10 protein-coding genes are annotated in these 19483 nt (G+C 42.5%); 7 read left to right on the top strand and 3 right to left on the bottom strand.

Annotation, left to right across the window (positions count from 1 at the left end):
• Positions 1-2 precede the first annotated feature (2 nt).
• A complete protein-coding gene (gene xseA, locus IJ00_RS01240; RefSeq protein ID WP_035149224.1) occupies positions 3-1235 on the bottom strand; it encodes an exodeoxyribonuclease VII large subunit in 1233 nt (410 codons plus the stop codon).
• A gap of 602 nt (positions 1236-1837) precedes the next feature.
• Between xseA and IJ00_RS28045 the strand changes: the two genes are divergently transcribed.
• The 6 genes from IJ00_RS28045 to IJ00_RS01210 all read left to right on the top strand — a co-directional run bounded on the left by IJ00_RS28045 (position 1838) and on the right by IJ00_RS01210 (position 15501).
• The gene (locus IJ00_RS28045) at positions 1838-7882 is read left to right on the top strand and encodes a GAF domain-containing protein (RefSeq protein WP_046814686.1); all 6045 of its coding nucleotides are present in this window, start codon (positions 1838-1840) and stop codon (positions 7880-7882) included.
• A 104-nt stretch (positions 7883-7986) separates the two neighbouring features.
• Positions 7987-9984, top strand: a complete 1998-nt coding sequence (locus IJ00_RS01230; protein WP_035149222.1) for an amylo-alpha-1,6-glucosidase — start codon at positions 7987-7989, stop codon at positions 9982-9984.
• Positions 9985-10183: 199 nt separating this feature from the next.
• A complete protein-coding gene (locus tag IJ00_RS01225; protein ID WP_035149219.1) occupies positions 10184-11881 on the top strand; it encodes an AIPR family protein in 1698 nt (565 codons plus the stop codon).
• A 335-nt stretch (positions 11882-12216) separates the two neighbouring features.
• Positions 12217-12492, top strand: coding sequence for a hypothetical protein (locus IJ00_RS01220; protein ID WP_035149216.1), 276 nt, complete (start codon positions 12217-12219; stop codon positions 12490-12492).
• A gap of 5 nt (positions 12493-12497) precedes the next feature.
• The gene (locus tag IJ00_RS01215) at positions 12498-12881 is read left to right on the top strand and encodes a DUF6516 family protein (RefSeq protein ID WP_035149212.1); all 384 of its coding nucleotides are present in this window, start codon (positions 12498-12500) and stop codon (positions 12879-12881) included.
• 412 nt (positions 12882-13293) lie between these two features.
• Positions 13294-15501 carry a phosphoketolase gene (locus IJ00_RS01210; RefSeq protein ID WP_168163402.1) on the top strand — a complete coding sequence of 736 codons (2208 nt, stop codon included), beginning with the start codon at positions 13294-13296 and terminating at the stop codon, positions 15499-15501.
• A 216-nt stretch (positions 15502-15717) separates the two neighbouring features.
• Here IJ00_RS01210 and IJ00_RS01205 read toward each other — a convergent pair whose 3' ends face one another.
• A complete protein-coding gene (locus IJ00_RS01205; RefSeq protein ID WP_035149207.1) occupies positions 15718-16479 on the bottom strand; it encodes an SDR family oxidoreductase in 762 nt (253 codons plus the stop codon).
• A gap of 104 nt (positions 16480-16583) precedes the next feature.
• On the opposite strand from IJ00_RS01205, the gene IJ00_RS30075 reads away from it, so the two are divergent.
• Positions 16584-17321 carry a helix-turn-helix domain-containing protein gene (locus tag IJ00_RS30075; protein ID WP_082127235.1) on the top strand — a complete coding sequence of 246 codons (738 nt, stop codon included), beginning with the start codon at positions 16584-16586 and terminating at the stop codon, positions 17319-17321.
• Positions 17322-17472: 151 nt separating this feature from the next.
• Here IJ00_RS30075 and IJ00_RS01195 read toward each other — a convergent pair whose 3' ends face one another.
• Positions 17473-19188 carry an ankyrin repeat domain-containing protein gene (locus tag IJ00_RS01195; protein WP_238178410.1) on the bottom strand — a complete coding sequence of 572 codons (1716 nt, stop codon included), beginning with the start codon at positions 19186-19188 and terminating at the stop codon, positions 17473-17475.
• Between the last annotated feature and the right edge of the window lie 295 nt (positions 19189-19483).

Raw genomic sequence — 19483 nt, 5'->3', positions numbered from 1 at the left:
TCCTACTTCCCCTTGACTGCCTTAACTTCTACCTGAATTTCACCCTCTCCTAACTGTACCAGTAATTCCTCACCCACCGATATATCTTGGGGCGATCGCACTACCACACCTTCTTTCCTGACAACTGCATAGCCGCGTTTCAGTACATTATTGGGGTCAAGGGTGCTGATTTTCTCCCCTAGCAACTGTAAATACTGAGATGCCGACTGTAATCTTCCCTGAGTCACCTGTAATAGTTGTTGCCGTTTCCAGGTTAGTAAGCGTGACTCCTGTTGCAGTTGCTTTGCCAAACCCAAACGCTGTATCCGTGAGCGTAATCCTTGCAATTGCCCATCAGCCCTTGCCAACTGCCCATCCATCGCCAAGGATAAATCTATAACACGCTGCCGATGCTGATTATACAATTCTCCCAGGGAGGGAACAACCAATTCCGCCGCCGCCGTGGGTGTATGAGCGCACATATCTGCAACTAAATCCGTGAGAGACTCATCCCGTTGATGTCCAATACCCGTCACCACTGGAATGTTGCAAGTAGCCACAGATCGTACCACTCGCTCATCATTAAAACAGGCTAACTCCTCCACCGCACCCCCACCCCGCGCTAAAATTAATACCTCGGCTCGCCCATCCCTTTCTACCCTGGCGATCGCCCTCACAATAGAATCGGCAGCTTGTTCACCCTGAACTGTGGCTGGGGAAAAAAGTACTTGTATTCCTGGATATCTTTGTTTGAGAGTCTTTTGAATATCACCCCAAGCTGCGGCTGTGGGGGAAGTCACAACACTAATAGTTTGGGGATGGTTGGGAATGGGGCGTTTTCTGTCTGTATCAAATAAACCTTCTAGTGCTAATCTATTCCGTAATTGTTGGAAGCGTAACGCCTGTAATCCTACCCCCACAGGTATGGATTGCCATACTTGTAATTGATATTCTCCACGCTGCGGGTAAAGACGGATACTCCCTAAAATAATAATTTGTTCACCCACCTGGGGCATCTGACCCAATTTGGGTAAGGTTCCCGCCCATGCCACGCATTTGATTATCGCTCCTCCCTCCGGGTCTTGGAGTGTAAAAAATAATCCACTGCGATGGGGATTTGCACTAGATACCTCACCAATTACCCAAACCTGCCGCAAGTGCCTATCTTCTTCAAGGAGTGACTGAATATACTCTGTCACCCCATTTACTGAAAGTGCTTGATGCGCCGAGGAAAAATCAGGGGGATTTATGGTCATGTAATATCTGCTTAGATACTTATCAATTTGGTTTGTAATTATAACCCGGGTTAAGGTTACGGAATAGCGGGATGAATCATAGGTTAATTAAAATATCCTGAGATTTGAGATATTCAATGAATAATCAATTATTAGGAATAAGATAGCAGAATTTGAGATTATTTAAAAGTGAATGAGATTTATCCTCTCTTGAATTTGTCGTGAGGTATTGCGGAAACTTATATATCTAAAACTGTTGAGGATAATGGTTATTAATTCCAGAGAGAATGGTATTGACTTGTATTTCTCAACCAGTAATTTATTTCCTAGGATGGCATATTTAGTGGAATGATTAGTAAGTTTTGGGATACACAGCCTCGGTATAAGTTGACATATCAAGATTATTGCTAGAGAACCTTTCCGTATGGCTACTGAAAGATAGGAATTATGTTTCAAGCTTCAGTCAAAAGAAAATAAAGATGGGTAATTTTCGGGATAGTTAGCTTGTAGAAAATGATGAGTATTTAGATGCAAATCATATGTACAAAATTCATTGATAATACCTTGCAAAATAGAGTTTATATGAATTATAAAGGTACTGGGTCAAAGTATAATTTTTGTCAATGTTTATTCATACCAACGTTCTCACACAAGCTGAATTAAAGTCTGCGATCATCCAAAACGCTTTGGTAGTTGAACCCAGCATCACAGTGATGGAAGCGATCGCCCAAATGAGTGGTGTGCGTACCCTCTGTTCAGTCGGTGAAGAAGTTACTACTACCCCATTCGATGACGTACATACTGAAGCTCGTTCTAGCTGTGTGTTGATTGTTGAGGATGATAAATTAATTGGTATTTTTACAGAACGGGATGTGGTGCGGCTGAGTGCCAAGCAGCGATCGCTCCACGATTTGCACATAGGTGAGGTAATGACTCGTTCAGTGATTACCCTCAAAGAATCGGCTTTTCAAGATATATTTTTGGCAATAAATCTTCTGAACCAGCATAATATTCGCCATTTACCGATTGTTGATGATAGCGATCGCCTCGTAGGTTTATTAACCCATGAGAGTTTGCGGCAAAGTTTGCGCCCAGTTGATTTGTTGCGGTTGCGTCTGGTGACTGAGGTAATGAGTTCTGAGGTGGTTTGTGCTACTGCTAAAACCTCTATGTTGGCGATCGCCAATTTGATGGCAGCAAATCGTGTTGGCTCTGTGGTGATTGTGGTAAAGGGACAAATCCCTATTGGAATTATTACTGAACGAGATTTAGTCCAGTTTCAAGCCTTGAGTTTGGATTTAGAAAACTGCCCAGTAGAAGCAGTCATGAGTGCGCCTATTTTTACAGCCAAACCAGAGAATAGTCTGTGGGAAGTGCAGCAAATTATGGATAAACGTCGCATCCGGCGCATAGTAGTGACGAATTCCCAAGATGAACTGTTAGGTATTGTGACTCAGAGTAGCCTTTTGCAGTTACTTAACCCCATAGAAATGTACAAATTTGCCGAGGTTTTAGAAAATAAAATTTCACGATTAGAAGCAGAGAAGGTAGAAATCCTGCAAAATCGCACGGTTGAATTAGAAGAACAAATTCAAGAACGCACTACTACCCTCACTGTTAAAACCGAGCGAGAGCGACTCATTGCCCAAATTGCCAACCGTATCCGTAATTCCCTGAATCTGGAAGAAATTTTAACAGCTTGCGTGGCAGAAGTCAGAGCTTTTTTAGCCTGCGATCGCGTTTTAGTTTATCAGTTTCAAGCTGATTACAGTGGCATTGTGGTTTCAGAATCCGTGGGAGATGGCTGGATTTCCTCCCTTGGTGATTATATCGAAGATTCTTGTTTTCAAGAACAGGCGACAATACTATACGAATATGGGCGAACAACTGCAATTGATAACATCTACACCGTAGGGTATAGAGACTGTCATATCCAATTATTAGAAAAATATCAAGTCAAATCCAATCTGATTGTCCCAATTATCGTATCAGGTAAGCTTTGGGGCTTATTAATTGGGCATCAATGCAAAGATTTTCGCTCTTGGCATCTTGATGATATCGCCTTACTGGATGAGATGGCAGTACAATTGGCGATCGCCATTCAACAAGCCATTGCTTACCAGCAAGCCCAAACTGAATTAGAGGAACGGCGAAAAACAGAAGTCCGTTTGCGTGAGAGTGAACAACGTTATGCTACCTTGACTGCGGCAGCTCCCGTTGGTATTTTCCGTACTGATGCAGAGGGCAATGGTACTTATATCAATCAACGGGGTATAGAAATTATTGGAATTTCTGAATCTACAGCTATACCCAATGGATGGAAACAAAGATTACATCCAGATGACCGTGAAAAAGTTCTTCGTGAAAGTGCAAAATCTCGCCGAGAAAGTCGCCCTTTTCAGCTAGAATACCGTTTTCTGCATCCTGATGCTAGGGTGACTTGGGTATATGGGCAAGCAATACCAGAATTTAACTCTGAGGGTAAAATAACAGGTTATATCGGTACAATAACTGATATCACGGCTCGCAGACAAGCCGAGTTACTCATAGAAATGCAAAATACTCTCCTAGAAAGGATTGCCAAAGGAGAAGCCCTAAAAAATATTTTGGATGCTCTGATCTATTCGATTGAAGAACAATTGCCCGGAGCCTTATGTTCTATTTTACTATGCAGTCACCAAGGAAAACTGCGAAGCGGGGCAGCTCCCAATTTGCCAGAAGCCTATAATCAGGCGGTTGATGGGGTAGCAATAGGAGAAGGGGTTGGTTCCTGTGGAACGGCGGTTTTTCGCAAACAACCTGTGATAGTTGCAGACATTGCCAACGATCCACTCTGGCAAAACTTTAAAGAATTGGCACTATCCTATGATTTGCAATCCTGCTGGTCATTCCCGGTGATCACCAGCAATGATGAAGTGTTAGCAACATTTGGAGTTTATCATCATAAGGTTTACAGTCCCCAGGCACGGGAGTTAGAAATTATTAATTTGGCAGCGAATATTGCCAAAATAGCTATCGAACGCGATCGCGCCACCCAAGCTCTAGAACTTTTAAATCGGGATTTGGAAGCACGAGTTGAACAGCGCACTGCCGAATTACAAGAACGGGAATCCCAGTTAGAAGACTTTTTGGATAACGCCAACGATTTAATTCAGAGCGTTGTATTAGAGGATGGCAGCTTTGAATATGTTAACCGGGCTTGGCTACAAACTCTGGGTTATTCGGAAGGAGAAGTTAAGAAACTAACTCTTTTTGATGTCCTCCACCCTAAATGTCAGCAACACTGCACTGACGTAGTTACCCAAATCCAAGCAGGGAAATTATCAACCATAGAACGGGTAGAACTCACCTTCTTAACCAAAGATGGGCGAGAAGTAATTGTCGAAGGTAGTATTAACTGTCGATATGAAAGCCATAGCAACGATAAATTGAAACGATATCGACCGGTTGCCACCCGTGCTATTTTCCGAGATATCACAGACCGCAAGCAAGCAGAAGCTCGATTACAGGAACAAGAACAATTTCTGCGCAGCATCTATGATGGTGTCGAGTACCCAATTTTTGTGATTGATGTACTTGATGATGGTGACTTTGCCTATATCGATTGGAACTCATCTGCCGAAAAGTTTTTTGGTATTTCAAGACATGAAATATTTGGCAAATCTCCAGAAGCTATCTATGGTAAAGAAAATGGCAGTCGAGAGCGTCAACGATTACAGCATTGTCTAGCAACGAACTCCTCCGTCACCTACGAAGAAAAACTATTATTTCCGGGACAAGGTGAAACTTGGTGGTTGACAACTCTCAATCCCTTCAGAGACAGTAAGGGGCAGATATACCGCTTTGTGGGGACAAGTTTCGACATTAGCGATCGCAAACAGGCAGAAGAAGCCCTCCGCCAATCCCAACAATTTATTCAAACTGTTCTTGATACCTTCCCTCTCTCCGTATTTTGGAAAAATCGGGAATCTGTATATTTGGGATGTAATCAGAAATTTGCCCAAAATATGGGTTTGGAGTCTTCCACCACAGATATTATTGGTAAAACTGATTTTGATTTGTCACCGACAATAGACGAAGCCAATGCTTACCGTAGTGATGACAAACAGGTAATGGAATCTGGGAATGCCAAGTTGGGAATTGAGGAAACTTTAACCCTTCCCAGTGGGGTACAAATATGGCTAGAAACTAACAAAATTCCCCTACGTAATCTCGAAGGAGATGTTGTTGGTGTGGTGGGAACTTTTCAGGATATCACAGCCCGCAAACAAGCCGAGAAAATCATTCGCCAGCAGGCAGAACGTGAAACCCTATTGCGAGAAATCAGCCAAAGGATTCGCCAATCCCTAGATTTACAAACCATTTTCGAGACAGCCACCGCAGAAATTCGCCAGTTTATCCAAGCTGATCGGGTGGGTATCTTCAAATTTTATCCCGAATCTAATTTTGACGATGGGGTGTTTGTGGCGGAATCCGTGGTAGAAGGATACACATCGGTGTTAGGGGTGAAAATCCATGACCATTGTTTTGGGGAAAATCATTCCACCCTTTATAAGCAAAATAAAATGCAGGTATTAAATGATATTTTCCACGCTGGCATTTTAGACTGTTACATTGATGTTTTAGTCAAACTTCAAGTTCGAGCTAATCTAGTTGTTCCCTTACTCAATGGGGGGGAATTATGGGGATTGCTCTGTGTTCACCAATGTTCTGCACCCCGTACTTGGCAGAAAACGGAAATTGAATTCATTCAACAAATTGCTAACCAGTTAGCGATCGCGATTCAACAGGCAAGTTTGTACGCACAAGTGCAATTAGAATTAGTTGTCAGACAACAGGCAGAAAAGGCGATCGCTCTACAACTGCAACGACAACAAACCCTAGGAGCGATCGCTGAGCAAATTCGTGAATCCCTTGATGTTCAGCATATTCTGACAACGGTGACTCACCAAGTCAAGGAACTCATGGATGTGGATCGAGTCCTGATTTTCCGGCTATTTCCTGATGGCAAAAGTCGTATCGTCGAAGAAGTTGTATCTTCTCCCTATGTAGTTTTCAAAGGTAAAAATTGGGAAGACGAATCCTTCGCCCAAAAAATATTAGATTCTTACTTGCAGGGTAAAGCCCGAATTGTTCCTAACACCAGTGAGGACGTTTGGACAGAATGTTTACAAGAATATAACTCAGAAGCACAAATCCAATCTAAAATTGTCGCCCCCATATTACAAGAATTACCAGAAGCTACCAAGGGGCGCTGGGTTGACTCTCAAAATAAAACTCAACTCTGGGGTTTGTTATGTGTCCATGCTTGTAGTTACAAGAGAGTTTGGGAAGAATCTGAAGCTTTACTGCTACAACAAATTGCCAACCAACTGGCGATCGCTATTCAACAGGCAAACTTTGTCGAACAAATTCAGCAAGAACTAGCAGAACGACAACAAGCAGAAGCTCGTCTGACTGAAAGCAATGAAAAACTTGCCATCTCCAACAAGGAACTTGCCCATGCAACCCGCCTCAAAGACGAATTTCTGGCTAACATGAGTCACGAACTGCGCACCCCTCTCAATGCCATCTTGGGTATGGCAGAAGGTTTACAAGAAGAGGTTTTTGGAAGCACAAGTGAACAGCAAAAAGTAGCACTGCAAACTGTCGAACGTAGTGCTACCCATCTGCTCGAACTCATTAATGACATCCTTGATTTGGCAAAAATTGAAGCCGGACAGGTTGAACTCGACTGTTCCATCACTCCGATTAGTCCACTTTGTCAAGCAAGTATCATATTTATCAAACAACAAGCCTTTAATAAATCTCTGAAACTTAACCTACAAATACCACCCCATCTACCCGATTTACTCATCGATGAACGCCGTATTCGCCAGGTGTTGATTAATTTGCTTAACAACGCTGTGAAATTTACCCCAGAGGGCGGCACCATTACTTTGGAAGTTACCTTAGAATCATCCACCAATAATAATACTTATAACCTAATGCGCTTTGCTGTCATTGATACTGGTATTGGCATTGAGCCAGAAGACCAAAAGAGACTATTTCAGCCCTTTATTCAAGTTGACAGTGCCCTCAATCGTCAATATCAAGGAACCGGTCTAGGGTTATCCCTTGTCAAGAGGATTGTAGAATTACATGGCGGTAGTGTGAGTGTGAGCAGTCAAGTTGGGGTGGGTAGTAGATTTACTGTCGATATTCCTTGCGTGGAAATACCTATCTCATCATCCAACTCCCTGAGCCACTCCACTGCGGAAGTCACTAATAATATCACTGAAACAATTATGAATTCACCTTTGATTTTGATGGCAGAAGACAACGAAGCAAATATTATTACTGTTTCTAGTTATCTGACAGCCAAAGGTTATCGCTTGATTCTGGCAAATAATGGTCAAGAGGCAGTGGATTTAGCCAATTCTCAGCAGCCCGATTTAATTTTAATGGATATTCAAATGCCGGGAATGGATGGTTTAGAAGCGATTAAACATATCCGCAGCAATCCCGACACAATTAATATCCCCATTATTGCCCTGACTGCCTTAGCGATGGCTGGCGATCGCGAAAAATGTCTAGAAGCAGGAGCTAATGATTATCTCACCAAACCAGTTAAGCTCAAGCAGCTAGCTAACACAATTCAGGGTTTTTTAGACAATGTACCTCAATAGCCGATTGTTAATAATTTGCACATTCAGAAACTCTTAATCTCCCTCTCAGCACACCATAGGTTTAATAAACCATACTTCAGGTAGTGCCTGGGAGTGATTGAGCTATGGGTATTGAATTTGGGCGGGAAATCTGTGGCGAACTAGAATCCGCAGAATCACGGGAATGGTTAGTAACTAATGGTATTGGTGGCTATGCTTCGGGAACTGTTGCCGGAATGCTGACTCGTCGCTATCACGGCTTACTAATTGCCGCATTGCAGCCTCCTTTAGGTCGAACGTTGCTAGTGACAAAATTCGATGAAACCGTAATTTATGATACTAATTCCTATTATTTACATACAAACCGTTGGGCAGATGAGATTGTTAGTCCCAATGGCTATCGACATATTGAGCGTTTTTCCCTAGAAGGGACAATTCCTCTATGGCATTTTACCTTTGCTGACGCTCTGTTAGAAAAACGAATCTGGATGCAACAGGGAGCGAATACAACCTATGTCCAATATACCCTGCGTCGTGGAACCCAACCCCTAAAACTGACTCTCAAAGCCATGGTTAACTATCGTGATTACCACGGTACCACCCAAGCCAATGATTGGCGGATGTCTCTGGAGCGAGTCGAGCAGGGAATTTGTGTAACTGCCTATCCAGAGGCAACACCTATATACTTACTTAGCTGTACCTCTGGCGATCGCGCTGTTGTATCTCCTGTTCACCATTGGTATTACAAATTTGATTTGGCTGTAGAACGTTATCGGGGGTTGAATGATACGGAAGATCATCTCCACGCTGCCACTTTTGAAGTCAATCTCAACCCAGGGGAATCAGTCACACTCATTGCTAGCACCGAAAAGCAACCAGAGTTAAATGGTGAAGTCGCACTGAAACAGCGTCGCAATTACGAGCAAAAATTACTGGGACTCTGGAAAACTAACCGCCCCTTGAATGCGAAAGATACACCGCCTTGGATTCAGCAATTGGTACTAGCTGCTGACCAGTTTATTGTTGACCGTTCTCTGCCACAAGACCCCTATGGCAAAACTATCATTGCTGGTTATCACTGGTTTGGTGATTGGGGACGGGACACCATGATTAGTTTACCCGGTTTGACCCTGGCTACAGGACGCTCAGAAGTAGCCCGTTCCATTCTCCGTACCTTTGGGCGATACCTAGACCAAGGAATGTTACCAAATCGCTTTCCTGATGGGGGGGAACAACCGGAATATAATACGGTAGATGCTACCCTGTGGTACTTTGAGGCAGTTCGCGCCTATTACAATGCCACGGAGAACGATGAGTTATTACATGAACTCTTCCCTGTACTGGCAGATATCATCGACTGGCATTGTCGGGGTACACGCTACAATATCCATCTCGATTCCACCGATGGTTTACTTTACGCCGGGGAAACAGGTGTACAACTGACTTGGATGGATGCCAAAGTGGGAGATTGGGTAGTGACACCCCGGATTGGCAAACCCGTAGAAATCAATGCTTTGTGGTATAATGCTTTGCGGACAATGGCAAAGTTTGCCCGACTAATTGGTAAACCCTACCAGGAATACGAGGCGATCGCCAATCGTGCCCAAATTCGCTTTTCTCGCTTCTGGAACCCCCAATTAGGTTACTGTTACGATGTCTTAGATGGCACCGATGGGGATGATGCTGCCTTACGCCCAAACCAGATTTTTGCCGTCTCCCTACCGGAAAGCCCCCTCACCCCAGAGCAGCAAAAACAGGTGGTAGATGTCTGTGGGCGGATACTATTAACTTCCCACGGATTGCGCTCTTTGAGTCCCGACCATCCTCAATACCAGGGTAAATACGGGGGCGACCAGTATCAACGGGATGGAGCCTATCACCAAGGAACGGTGTGGGGTTGGCTGTTGGGTAGCTTTGTCACAGCCCACCTACGAGTTTATAAAAATCCTGCCCTAGCGCGGCAATTTCTCGAACCCATGGCAAATCATCTTTATGCTTCAGGTTTGGGTACTTGTAGCGAAATCTTTGATGGTGATGCTCCCATGACTCCACGGGGTTGTATTGCCCAAGGGTGGACTGTCGCTGAGGTGTTGCGTGCTTGGCTAGCAATCGAGAATTTTTGAGCAGGATAATTAAATGACCACTTGACTCAGTATACTTATACTATATGCTACAATAGTCAGTAAGTAGCGTATTTAGCAAGCTCGTTGGGGCAGATAACCGAAGGGAGATTTTGAACGAGCAGCTACTCTAAATGCCCCATATCTCCTCAAGTTTGTTTAGTATTATGCTGAACTTTTCAGTACACCATAGGTAATAATTATGCAAGAATCAGAGCTTGATTACTCAAATCTATCTTCCTTATTATCGCCTTATAGGAAAAAAGAAAGGACTCTCAGTAGATCATTTCTAAATTGGTTTTTAGAAAATATTTTTGGCATGGATGATACATCTGCTGATGATGCAATTTGTGATGGAAGTCAGGACAAAGGTATAGATGCAATATATGTTGATGAATTAAATGAAGAAATTATAGTTTTTCAATCTAAAACTGTTGAAAGTGCCAACAAGACTATTGGTGATACAAGTTTAAAGGAATTTGTAGGAACTCTTAACCAGCTTTCAACCATTGAAAAAATTGAGCTTATAGAAAAGGGAAATGCCAATGAAGCACTAAAAAAACTCGTAGCAGACCTAGATCTGAAAACCAAGGTACAAAATGGATTTATTGTAAAAGGTATCTTTATAACTAATGCATTAGCCGATCAAAATGCGGAAGAATATCTAGCTTCTAATGAGAGTATTAAGCTTTATGATAAGAAAAAGATAGTAGAAGTACATATAGACTTCGAGAAACAAGGTGGAGTTAATGATGCATTTGTTTTTGACTGTTCTCACGTAAACCCTTTAAACTTCTCCACTCTCGATAACATAGCAGAGGTTTGGGTATTTACTGCTTTTGCGGACGATCTAGTAAAAATGTCTGGAATTGAGGACGCTTCTTTATTCCAGCAAAATGTGCGATTGGCTTTAGGCTCAACAAAAGTCAATAAAGCGATTAAAGAAAGCATCTTAGACCCAACTGAACATGTTAAATTTCAGCTATACCACAATGGAATCACCATAATTTGTGACTCTGCCAAGCATGAAAATGACAAAATTGTCATAAATAACTATGTAGTGGTAAATGGCGCTCAGAGTATTAGTACTCTCTATAGCCAAAGGAAGAGTATTTCTAGAGATTTAAAGATACTCACAAAGATAATAAAACTTAATACGAAAGATGTAAGCCTTGTAAAAAAAATTACAACTAATAGTAATAATCAGAACGCTATCAAGCCTAGGGATCTCCAATCGAATCAAACCATACAACAAAGGCTCAAAAAAGAATTTGAAAGCATTCATGGCTATGAATTTGCCGTTAAAAGGGGAGAAATATTGGACGAAGGAAAGGTGATAAGTAATGAAGATGCTGGAAGAATGCTATTGACATTTGATCTGCAAGAACCTTGGAACTCTCACCAAAAGTCACAGATTTTTGACGAATATTATTCAAAAATATTCGGGAGACCAGAAGTTAATGCCAAAAGAATAATTCTTGTATATGAAATTTTATCTGTTGTTGAAGGTCAATTAGAACAAATCACACATAAAGCATATGCTTATTATTCTGCAACCAAATACTTCTTGTTGTACATTATTTCTAAAATCATGCAAGATGATGAAGTTGGTAAAGACATATATAAAAACAAACTAGATATTGTGTCAGATACCAAAGATATAAGTGAATTCAAGAGAATAATAACTGATATCCTTAAAAACAATATAATTGTAGATTTAAACTACTTTTTGAAAGACGAAAAAAATACTTCTTTTGATTACAAAAAGATATCCAAAAATACAACTGAGTTGAAAAGTTTAGCTATGGAACTCTTAAAGGATTATGAAAAAGACCTGAAACGTGGAAAAGCACAAAGTATATCTGAACAGTGGAAATCTTTTAAAAGTACGAATATATAAGAGATTTTGCTGTATTTCTGATACAGATAAGTAGCTCAACATAATTAAACATCAGATGTCATTACGAGCGGAACGCAGTGTAGCATTAGCTTCGCTATACTACGTAAATCAATAGCGTGTCCGTTGTAACTCAATGATTATCGGATAACTTCATCCTAGAGTGGCATCATGTTCCGCAAGCCATCATCTCAACCCATTAGCGGTACACAGATTACAAGTTTCCAAGTATTGACAAGCTGGACAAGCGATCGCCCAAAATCAAATCCAGCTATTAGCATAGGAGCATTGCATTGAGAACTACAAGAGTACTTTGCTGATAGAGCCGGAGGTATCTCATGAATCAAAAATTAGTGGAATCCTTAGCCCAAATTATTCGTTCGCTGTCGGATGAAGAGCGGCAATGGCTGGAGCGTGAAATTCAGAAATCTTCTATTTCAACACAGGTTGACGACTTAAAACATCGGTTAAAAGAATTTGAAGAAAAATATCAGATGCCGTCAGAGCATTTCCATCAGCGTTTCCAAGCGGGCGAACTGGGAGACATGATGGACTTTTTTGAGTGGAATGCCTACTACGAAATGCTGGCTGCTACGCAGGTTAAAGCCTCTTGAAGCCGATGGATTTAGAGCAATACATCGCTGCTGTGAAGGCAAAGCTTGCTGACAGCCCAATCATTGCCACGATTGAGATTGTGGATGAGCGAATCCTACTGAATCGAGGCTATTTCCGTGCTCGACTTACCCTCAGCAATTCTGACTTCCTTGAAATTGCTGAATCCTTCATGCTTCAAGACAACCAGCTGATCACATTAGACTATCGGTATCAATGGATGGATGCTTCCAAAGAAGCACTCAAAAAACGCTGGGATAGTGTCAGACATTTTCCGGATTTGCCCAATTTTCCGCATCATGTTCACATCGGCTCAGAATCAAATGTTGAACCTAGTTCACCCCGAAATATCCTAGAATTCATAGATTTTATGGAATTTGAGTTTGACTAAGCTAAATCCTTGATGCAATCCTAGTTAGAAGCAACCTTCATACAGAATTGGTATCAATCATTAGACATATCTATGGTGGTTCTGAGAAAGATTGATAAAGCTTGATATCCCGGAAGTTGTAAAATATCTGGGAGTTACGGGTGTTACAGACGGGACTGATTGTAGAAGGAAAGGGATGGAAAGCTCCTGAAGCTTTACTCCTAGGGATTATTTACTTGCGATCGCAGGTTTGGGCAACGCAAAAATGAAAAATCGCCAATAGACTTCTTGTAGAAATTGGGAAAAGGGGAAAAATCACAGGGATATATCCACAACTTTTAAACCTTGAGCATTCCTAATCACTCACCAAAATCTATTTCTGCAAAATGTCCAACCCTGTAACTCCTGAACTTCTGATATTTAGGTAATAAGCATGACAGCAACAAAGGCAACTACTACCCATCTTGATTTTTGTGAAGGGATTCAATATTTTGGCGAAGCATTGCCAGAATTTGACAAATACGGCAGTCAACCTGTAATTGCTGCTGATCAGCAGGCGATCGCCAATCTCCAAGACCCCGCAGCCCGGTATCAAACTTTACTTTATGCCGATGCCCTGCGTTACCTCACCTTACAAATCACAGGTAGTAAAGCTTCCGGACATCCTGGTGGTTTTGCCTCCCAAGCTGAGGCGTACGCTTCCCTAGTTATGCTTGGTTACAAAAATATCATTACCGAGGTGGGACACCACGCACCAGGGTTTTACAGTGCCATGTTCCTCGACCGTTCCCTAGAGGATATGGGTATCACAACGGTGCAACAACTGCGGGATAAATTCCGAGAGAAACATGGACTTTTGGGGCATCTTTCTGGTTATATTCCTGGTATTCTCGCCCCCGCAGGACCCCTAGGACAAGGGCAACACTTTGCCATGGCAGCAGCACTACTGCACCGAGATAAATTATTCCCCTTTACCCTGGGTGATGGCGGACTAGGTGAACCCTATATTATGAGTTCCATGGCTCACTTCCACACTGCCTATCCTACCGTTACCAATTTCTTACCTGTGTTGGTATGGAATGGTTTCAGTCAGGAACACCACAGCATGGTATCTCTGAAGACGAATGCAGAGATGGTGGCATACTGGCAAGGTAACGGTTTTGATGAGGTGGTATTAGTTGATGCCAAGGATTTTGATGACCAAAACCAGCCCGGAGCCTATGTAGATAGTACCGCCTTTAGCTTTGGTCAGCGACTGACTTTCACCCAAGCAGTCTTGGAGGGAGTAAATCAAGCGGCAACTTCTGCCCTAGGTGGCAAATTAACGGTATTTATTATTAAACAACTCAAGGGTGCCGGTGTCCATGCACAGGGAGCCAAATCCCATAATTTATACCCCAAGGATACCCTCGATGCGCCCCATATTGTCACTGCCCTGAAAACTAGAGCCTTATCTGCTGAGGCTTGGCAGCTAGTGAGAACGAACTGCGATCGCGCTGGTGGTGGTCCGGCGGCAAAAACCGTAGTTACAGAATTTACCTTACCCTTACCAGATTTAGGTCAGCTACCCCTAGAAGAATATGCTGTAGGTGGAGAACCCAAGGTATCGACCACTGCCATGGGTTACTTAGTCGCCAAGGTGGGACAGGCTGATGGGAATTTCCTAGTGACAAATGCCGACGGGAATGAAGCTTCGGGAATTGCCAATATTAACCAAGCTTTGAAAATTATCCACCCCACCACCGATGACTTGTATAACCAAGCACCTGGCGGGCAAGTATACGAGCCATTGAGTGAGGATGCCTGTGCGGGGTTAGCGGCGGGTTTGGCGTTGATGGGGGCGCGTAGTCTCTGGTGTTCCTACGAATCCTTTGCTATCAACGGTTTACCTATCTGGCAGACTGTTACCCAAGCCATGGCAGAATTACGCAGGCTTGCACCTTCTACGGTGACATTATTTACTGCGGGAGCATTGGAGCAGGGACGCAACGGATGGACACACCAACGTCCGGAAATTGAAGCCTATTTTGCAGCAATGATGCGCAACGGCAACGTTTTTCCCCTATTCCCACCGGATGCGAATAGTACCCAGGTATGTTACGACTGGGCTTTAACTACCAAGAATAAGGGGATTGTGATAACTGCTAGTAAGTCACCCTTACCGATTCGTACCACCTTTGAGATGACACGACAAGGTTTAGCTGAGGGAGCGGTGGTATTACATGAGGTTGCAGGGGAGAAGCAAGTCGTGTTTGCGGTGATTGGTGACATGACTTTGATACCTGTATATGAAGCAGCAGCATCCTTAGAGAAAGCTGGAGTAGGGGTGAAAATTGTCTCTGTAATTAACCCCCGTCGTTTGTACCGTAGTCATGATGTCGCTTGGGATAGTTGTTCTGAACCCGATGGTGGTTTCCTGGATGACGGCAAGTTTGCTGAGTTATTTGGGGGAGATGCGTTGATTGGGGTAACAGGGGGAGCAAGTTCCATGTTAGAACCGATTATGTTACGCAGCACCTGTAAACGGGATACCTTTGCTTGGAAACGGGGAGAAACCACCGCCACTGCTGGGGAATTGATGGGATTTAATGGGTTGACTGCCGATAGTTTAACAAAACGGGCGATCGCTCTGTTGGGTTAGAAATTTCTATCTCCAAAATATTCCACTTTGCTTATTTCAGGGGTAGACACGGGAAGTCTGCCCCTCCAAAATAGGATGATATACTTCTTGCAAAAATAGATTTTTGGCTGTTATGTAAGGGGAAAAGACTTTGTGATGAGACAAACTATTAATTGCTAATAGATAAAATCCTTTTCTGTTTCCCCTTTTCCTCGACTTTTGCAAGAAATCTCATGATTAAGCATTAGTTCCTGCTAGCACCATCCCAGGTAAAAAACCTGCCATATATTTTTCTACTCCTTTGGGATCGCTGAGTAATTGAGCAGAGACTTGTGTTGCCTGTTCACCTGGGTAAACATCCTCGATACTATCAACTACAGCTTGTAAAGCTGCCCTCGCAACTTCCGCAGGTGCGACTTTAGGATCAGGCCACTCTTTTGCTAAACTAGTATCCACAGTTCCAGGCATGACCCCAACAACCAAGGTATTTTGTACTGCAAGTTCGGCTCGTATACCTTGAGTCATGGATATGGCAGCAGCTTTAGAAGCACTGTAAGAACCACTGAAGGGTAAATTAACTTTTCCCAGTAGTGAGAGAATATTGATAATTGCACCTCCACCATGTTGCTTCAGAATAGGTGCGAAGGCACGACACATAGATAACATACCAAAATAGTTAACCTCCATTTCGGCTCGCGCACTATCAATATCTGAGGCGGCAATCAGCCCTTGATTGAGAGAGGTTCCAGCATTATTGACAACAAGGGTCACATCTTGACACTGAGATGCTGCGTTTGTAACTGATTCCAGATTTGTCACATCCAATTCGATAGGAACAATGCGATTTGGGTCTATTATCACAAGGGAGTTAAGCTTATCTACACTACGAGCGCAAACATATATCTTGTTTACACCTAAATTCAATAATTGTTCTACAAAGTGAGAACCGATCCCACCATTTGCTCCTGTGACTAAGGCAACTGCACCGCTAATTTGCATCTTCGTTCTCCTTAGGATATTTTGCCAGACGAGGCACACCTAGACATTTTTGATGTCTTGAGTCAGCTGCTAGATTATAATACCCAAGGGCTAAGAGTTACCAAATGGATACTAATATCAAAAACTATTCTTGTCCTGTAGAAGTGACAATTGCAGCAATTGGTGGTAAGTGGAAATGCTTGATTCTGTGGTGGTTAAGAAGAGATGCAAGGCGTTTTGGTGAATTAAAATTATTAATGACCAACATCACGCAGAAAGTTTTAACTCAACAATTGAGAGAATTAGAGAAAGAGGGTTTAATTTACAGAGAATCATTTCCCGAATCACCTCCTCGTGTTGAGTATGCTCTCACTCCCCACGGTCAGACTTTCACTCCGATTACTGAATTAATGTGCGAATGGGGCAAAATACATCGAGTCGGGTATCAGTTTAATTATTGTCGTTTGGAAAATATGAGAACTGTGGTGCTATCACCTGATGCGACAGCACTCTGTACCAGTTTAGAAGAACGTCATGCTGTGGCAACACCTGTGACAATCTGGCAAAACACACCAACAGATGTTATAAATCTACTCCAGTTACTCCATCAAGTTCAGCCTGATGCCATACTAATAGACTTAACTTTGTTAAATGAAGATAATGTCCATTTAGTCACCACTCACATTAGACAAGTTGAAGAAACAACCCGTAAATTCATCGCAATGGTAGCGATTATTCCTGGTAATAATCCTGTAGAACGTGGACGAGCATTTAAAATGGGATTTCCTGTTCATATTCCCAAACCTGTGGAAACCATAGAAATGATATCTACCTTGGCTAGCGTCATCAAGCAAAAAGGTTAGCATCAGGAGTGTAATAGTTATCCGTGTTGGCAAAACCAGACTAAAACCTGTGGCGATCGCTCTTTGTCTTTTCTGAAGGCGTTGCTGAATAGGAATATGATTTAGTGCCCGTTTAAGGTAGTGTAGTAGCAAGCGAATTGCACAGGTCAGATTATTTTTTCGGCACAGAAATATTCAATGCCATTGTAACCCGCGCAAAAAGTTGGGGCAGATATTTATAGAATCGCTCATTCCGCAGAAATATTGCATCGATGCTACAGCTACCACAGTGTTCTCCAGGGGGAGGAACGGCAACCGACTGCACAAGTGCGTCCGAAACACCAGCCCAGGGTAAGTGTCCGACAGGAGCGGATTGCAGTGAATAATTGAGTTCGGATTCATTCAGCCAGTCGCTGCTGATAAAATCTTGTTCAGCCCGAGGAGCTTGGAGTTTCCAACCGACGCGATCGCGAAAAGTATTGACTGCTCTTTCGGAATTTTTGGGGTGAGCTTTGACTGCTTGTTGCCAAATCTTGGCTTGGACGCTAAATCCAAATCTTCCTCCACTCGCCTTTAACCAAGCTCGATCAATCTCTTGAATTAATTTTAGGGGTATTTTCGCAGCGTTGGGTCCGTAGGGGTCTTTTTGCGGGGATAGGAGAAGACGGGTTTCTTGATCAGCAGCCTTCCAGTTTTTGGCATTGAGTAACTGCTGGAGTTTTGCGGTTGCTTTGGTTGTAGTTGTTCCACCACCAGAGGATTTTTTCGTCGCAATATGGCGCTCCAACAAATTAATAATTTGGGTTTTATTTAGTTGTCGAGCCAAGTCTAAAGCGGTTTTCCCTTGTTTATCTTTCAGGTCAACCCTAGCATTTTTACTGAGAAATAGTGTGACTAATTCTGGTCCAAAAAAACTTTGTTCTTCCAATACTGCTTGGTGTAGAGGTGTTCTACCTAAGTTATCTTGAATATTTAAATCTGCCTTAGCTGCCACTAGTAGTTGAGCCACTTCCAGATTGACATCATGCAAAGGGGTTCTACCTTGAGCATCCCGTAGGTTCACTTGTGCTTTGCGAGCTAGCAGCAATTTTACCAGAGGGGATTTGAAACGATGAACGTGGAGTGGTGTTTGTCTCTGACGATTGCGTAGATTCACATTTACTCCCCGATCTAGCAATAGTTTTAATACTGCTGGTTCCAAAGAACTAGAGTGAATCACAGCCCCATCACGATTTTGGATCGTGAGGTTTGCTCCTGCTTGAATGAGTTTTTTGGTAACTTCTAGGTTCGATGCTCCGTAGTGTAGTGGTGTCCAGTTTTGATTGCTACGGGCATTTATATCCGCACCACTGCGAATCAATAGCTCGGTAATATCTGCTTTTCCGGAATTGGCAGCAAAATGTAGGGGTGTCATTTGCTCCTGATTTCTAGCATTAACCTCAGCACCCTGATTGATTAAAAGTTTGATGACAGCAGCCGTTTTTTGACCAAAAATATTGTGCAGTGGGGTACTACCATTTTGGTTACGAACATTGACTTTTGCCCCTCTACTAAGAAGCAATTGGGCATTTTTTGTTGATGCTCCTAAATAATGCAGGGGAGTATCTCCCTTACCATCCTTTGCATTCACGTTCACCCCAGTTTCGATTAAACGTTGAGCTAATACTTCGTTGGTAGATAGTAAAAAGTTGAGGGGTAGCCACTTTTCACCAAACATATCGCAGGGTTGATTCAAATCCCCAACTTTGGCGATTGCCTGTTCTAATGCTGCATATAAATCGGGACTATTCCCCATATTCCCAAAAGGACTAAATTTCTCCGATAATGTTTGACAAAAAGGAGAGATGGAGGTTTTTTTGGGTGTTTGAGATTCAACAATACGTGGCATGATGACCACTGTACCCACAGTAGTCAGGGAAATTAGAAAAATTTTCTGGAACAGAGAAAGAGATAATTTAGAGTTAAATTTTGTCACTATCTGTGATTTCCTTATTTCTTTAAAAAAAAAATAGTAATTATTTAGTACAGCTATAGCAATCCCGAATCATTTGTGAGAAAACACTTAGATAAAAATATTTTTACTCATGCAAAGTATTAACAGAGCAAAGCGAATTACATAATGAGTAAGACTCTTAATTTAATAATTTAGTTGCCGACTAATAAATATTCGCGATCGCCTCTAG

Origin of the sequence: Calothrix sp. 336/3, from assembly GCF_000734895.2 — a bacterium.
Classification (GTDB): Bacteria; Cyanobacteriota; Cyanobacteriia; order Cyanobacteriales; family Nostocaceae; genus 336-3.
This window is presented reverse-complemented; position numbering and strand designations above follow the sequence as displayed.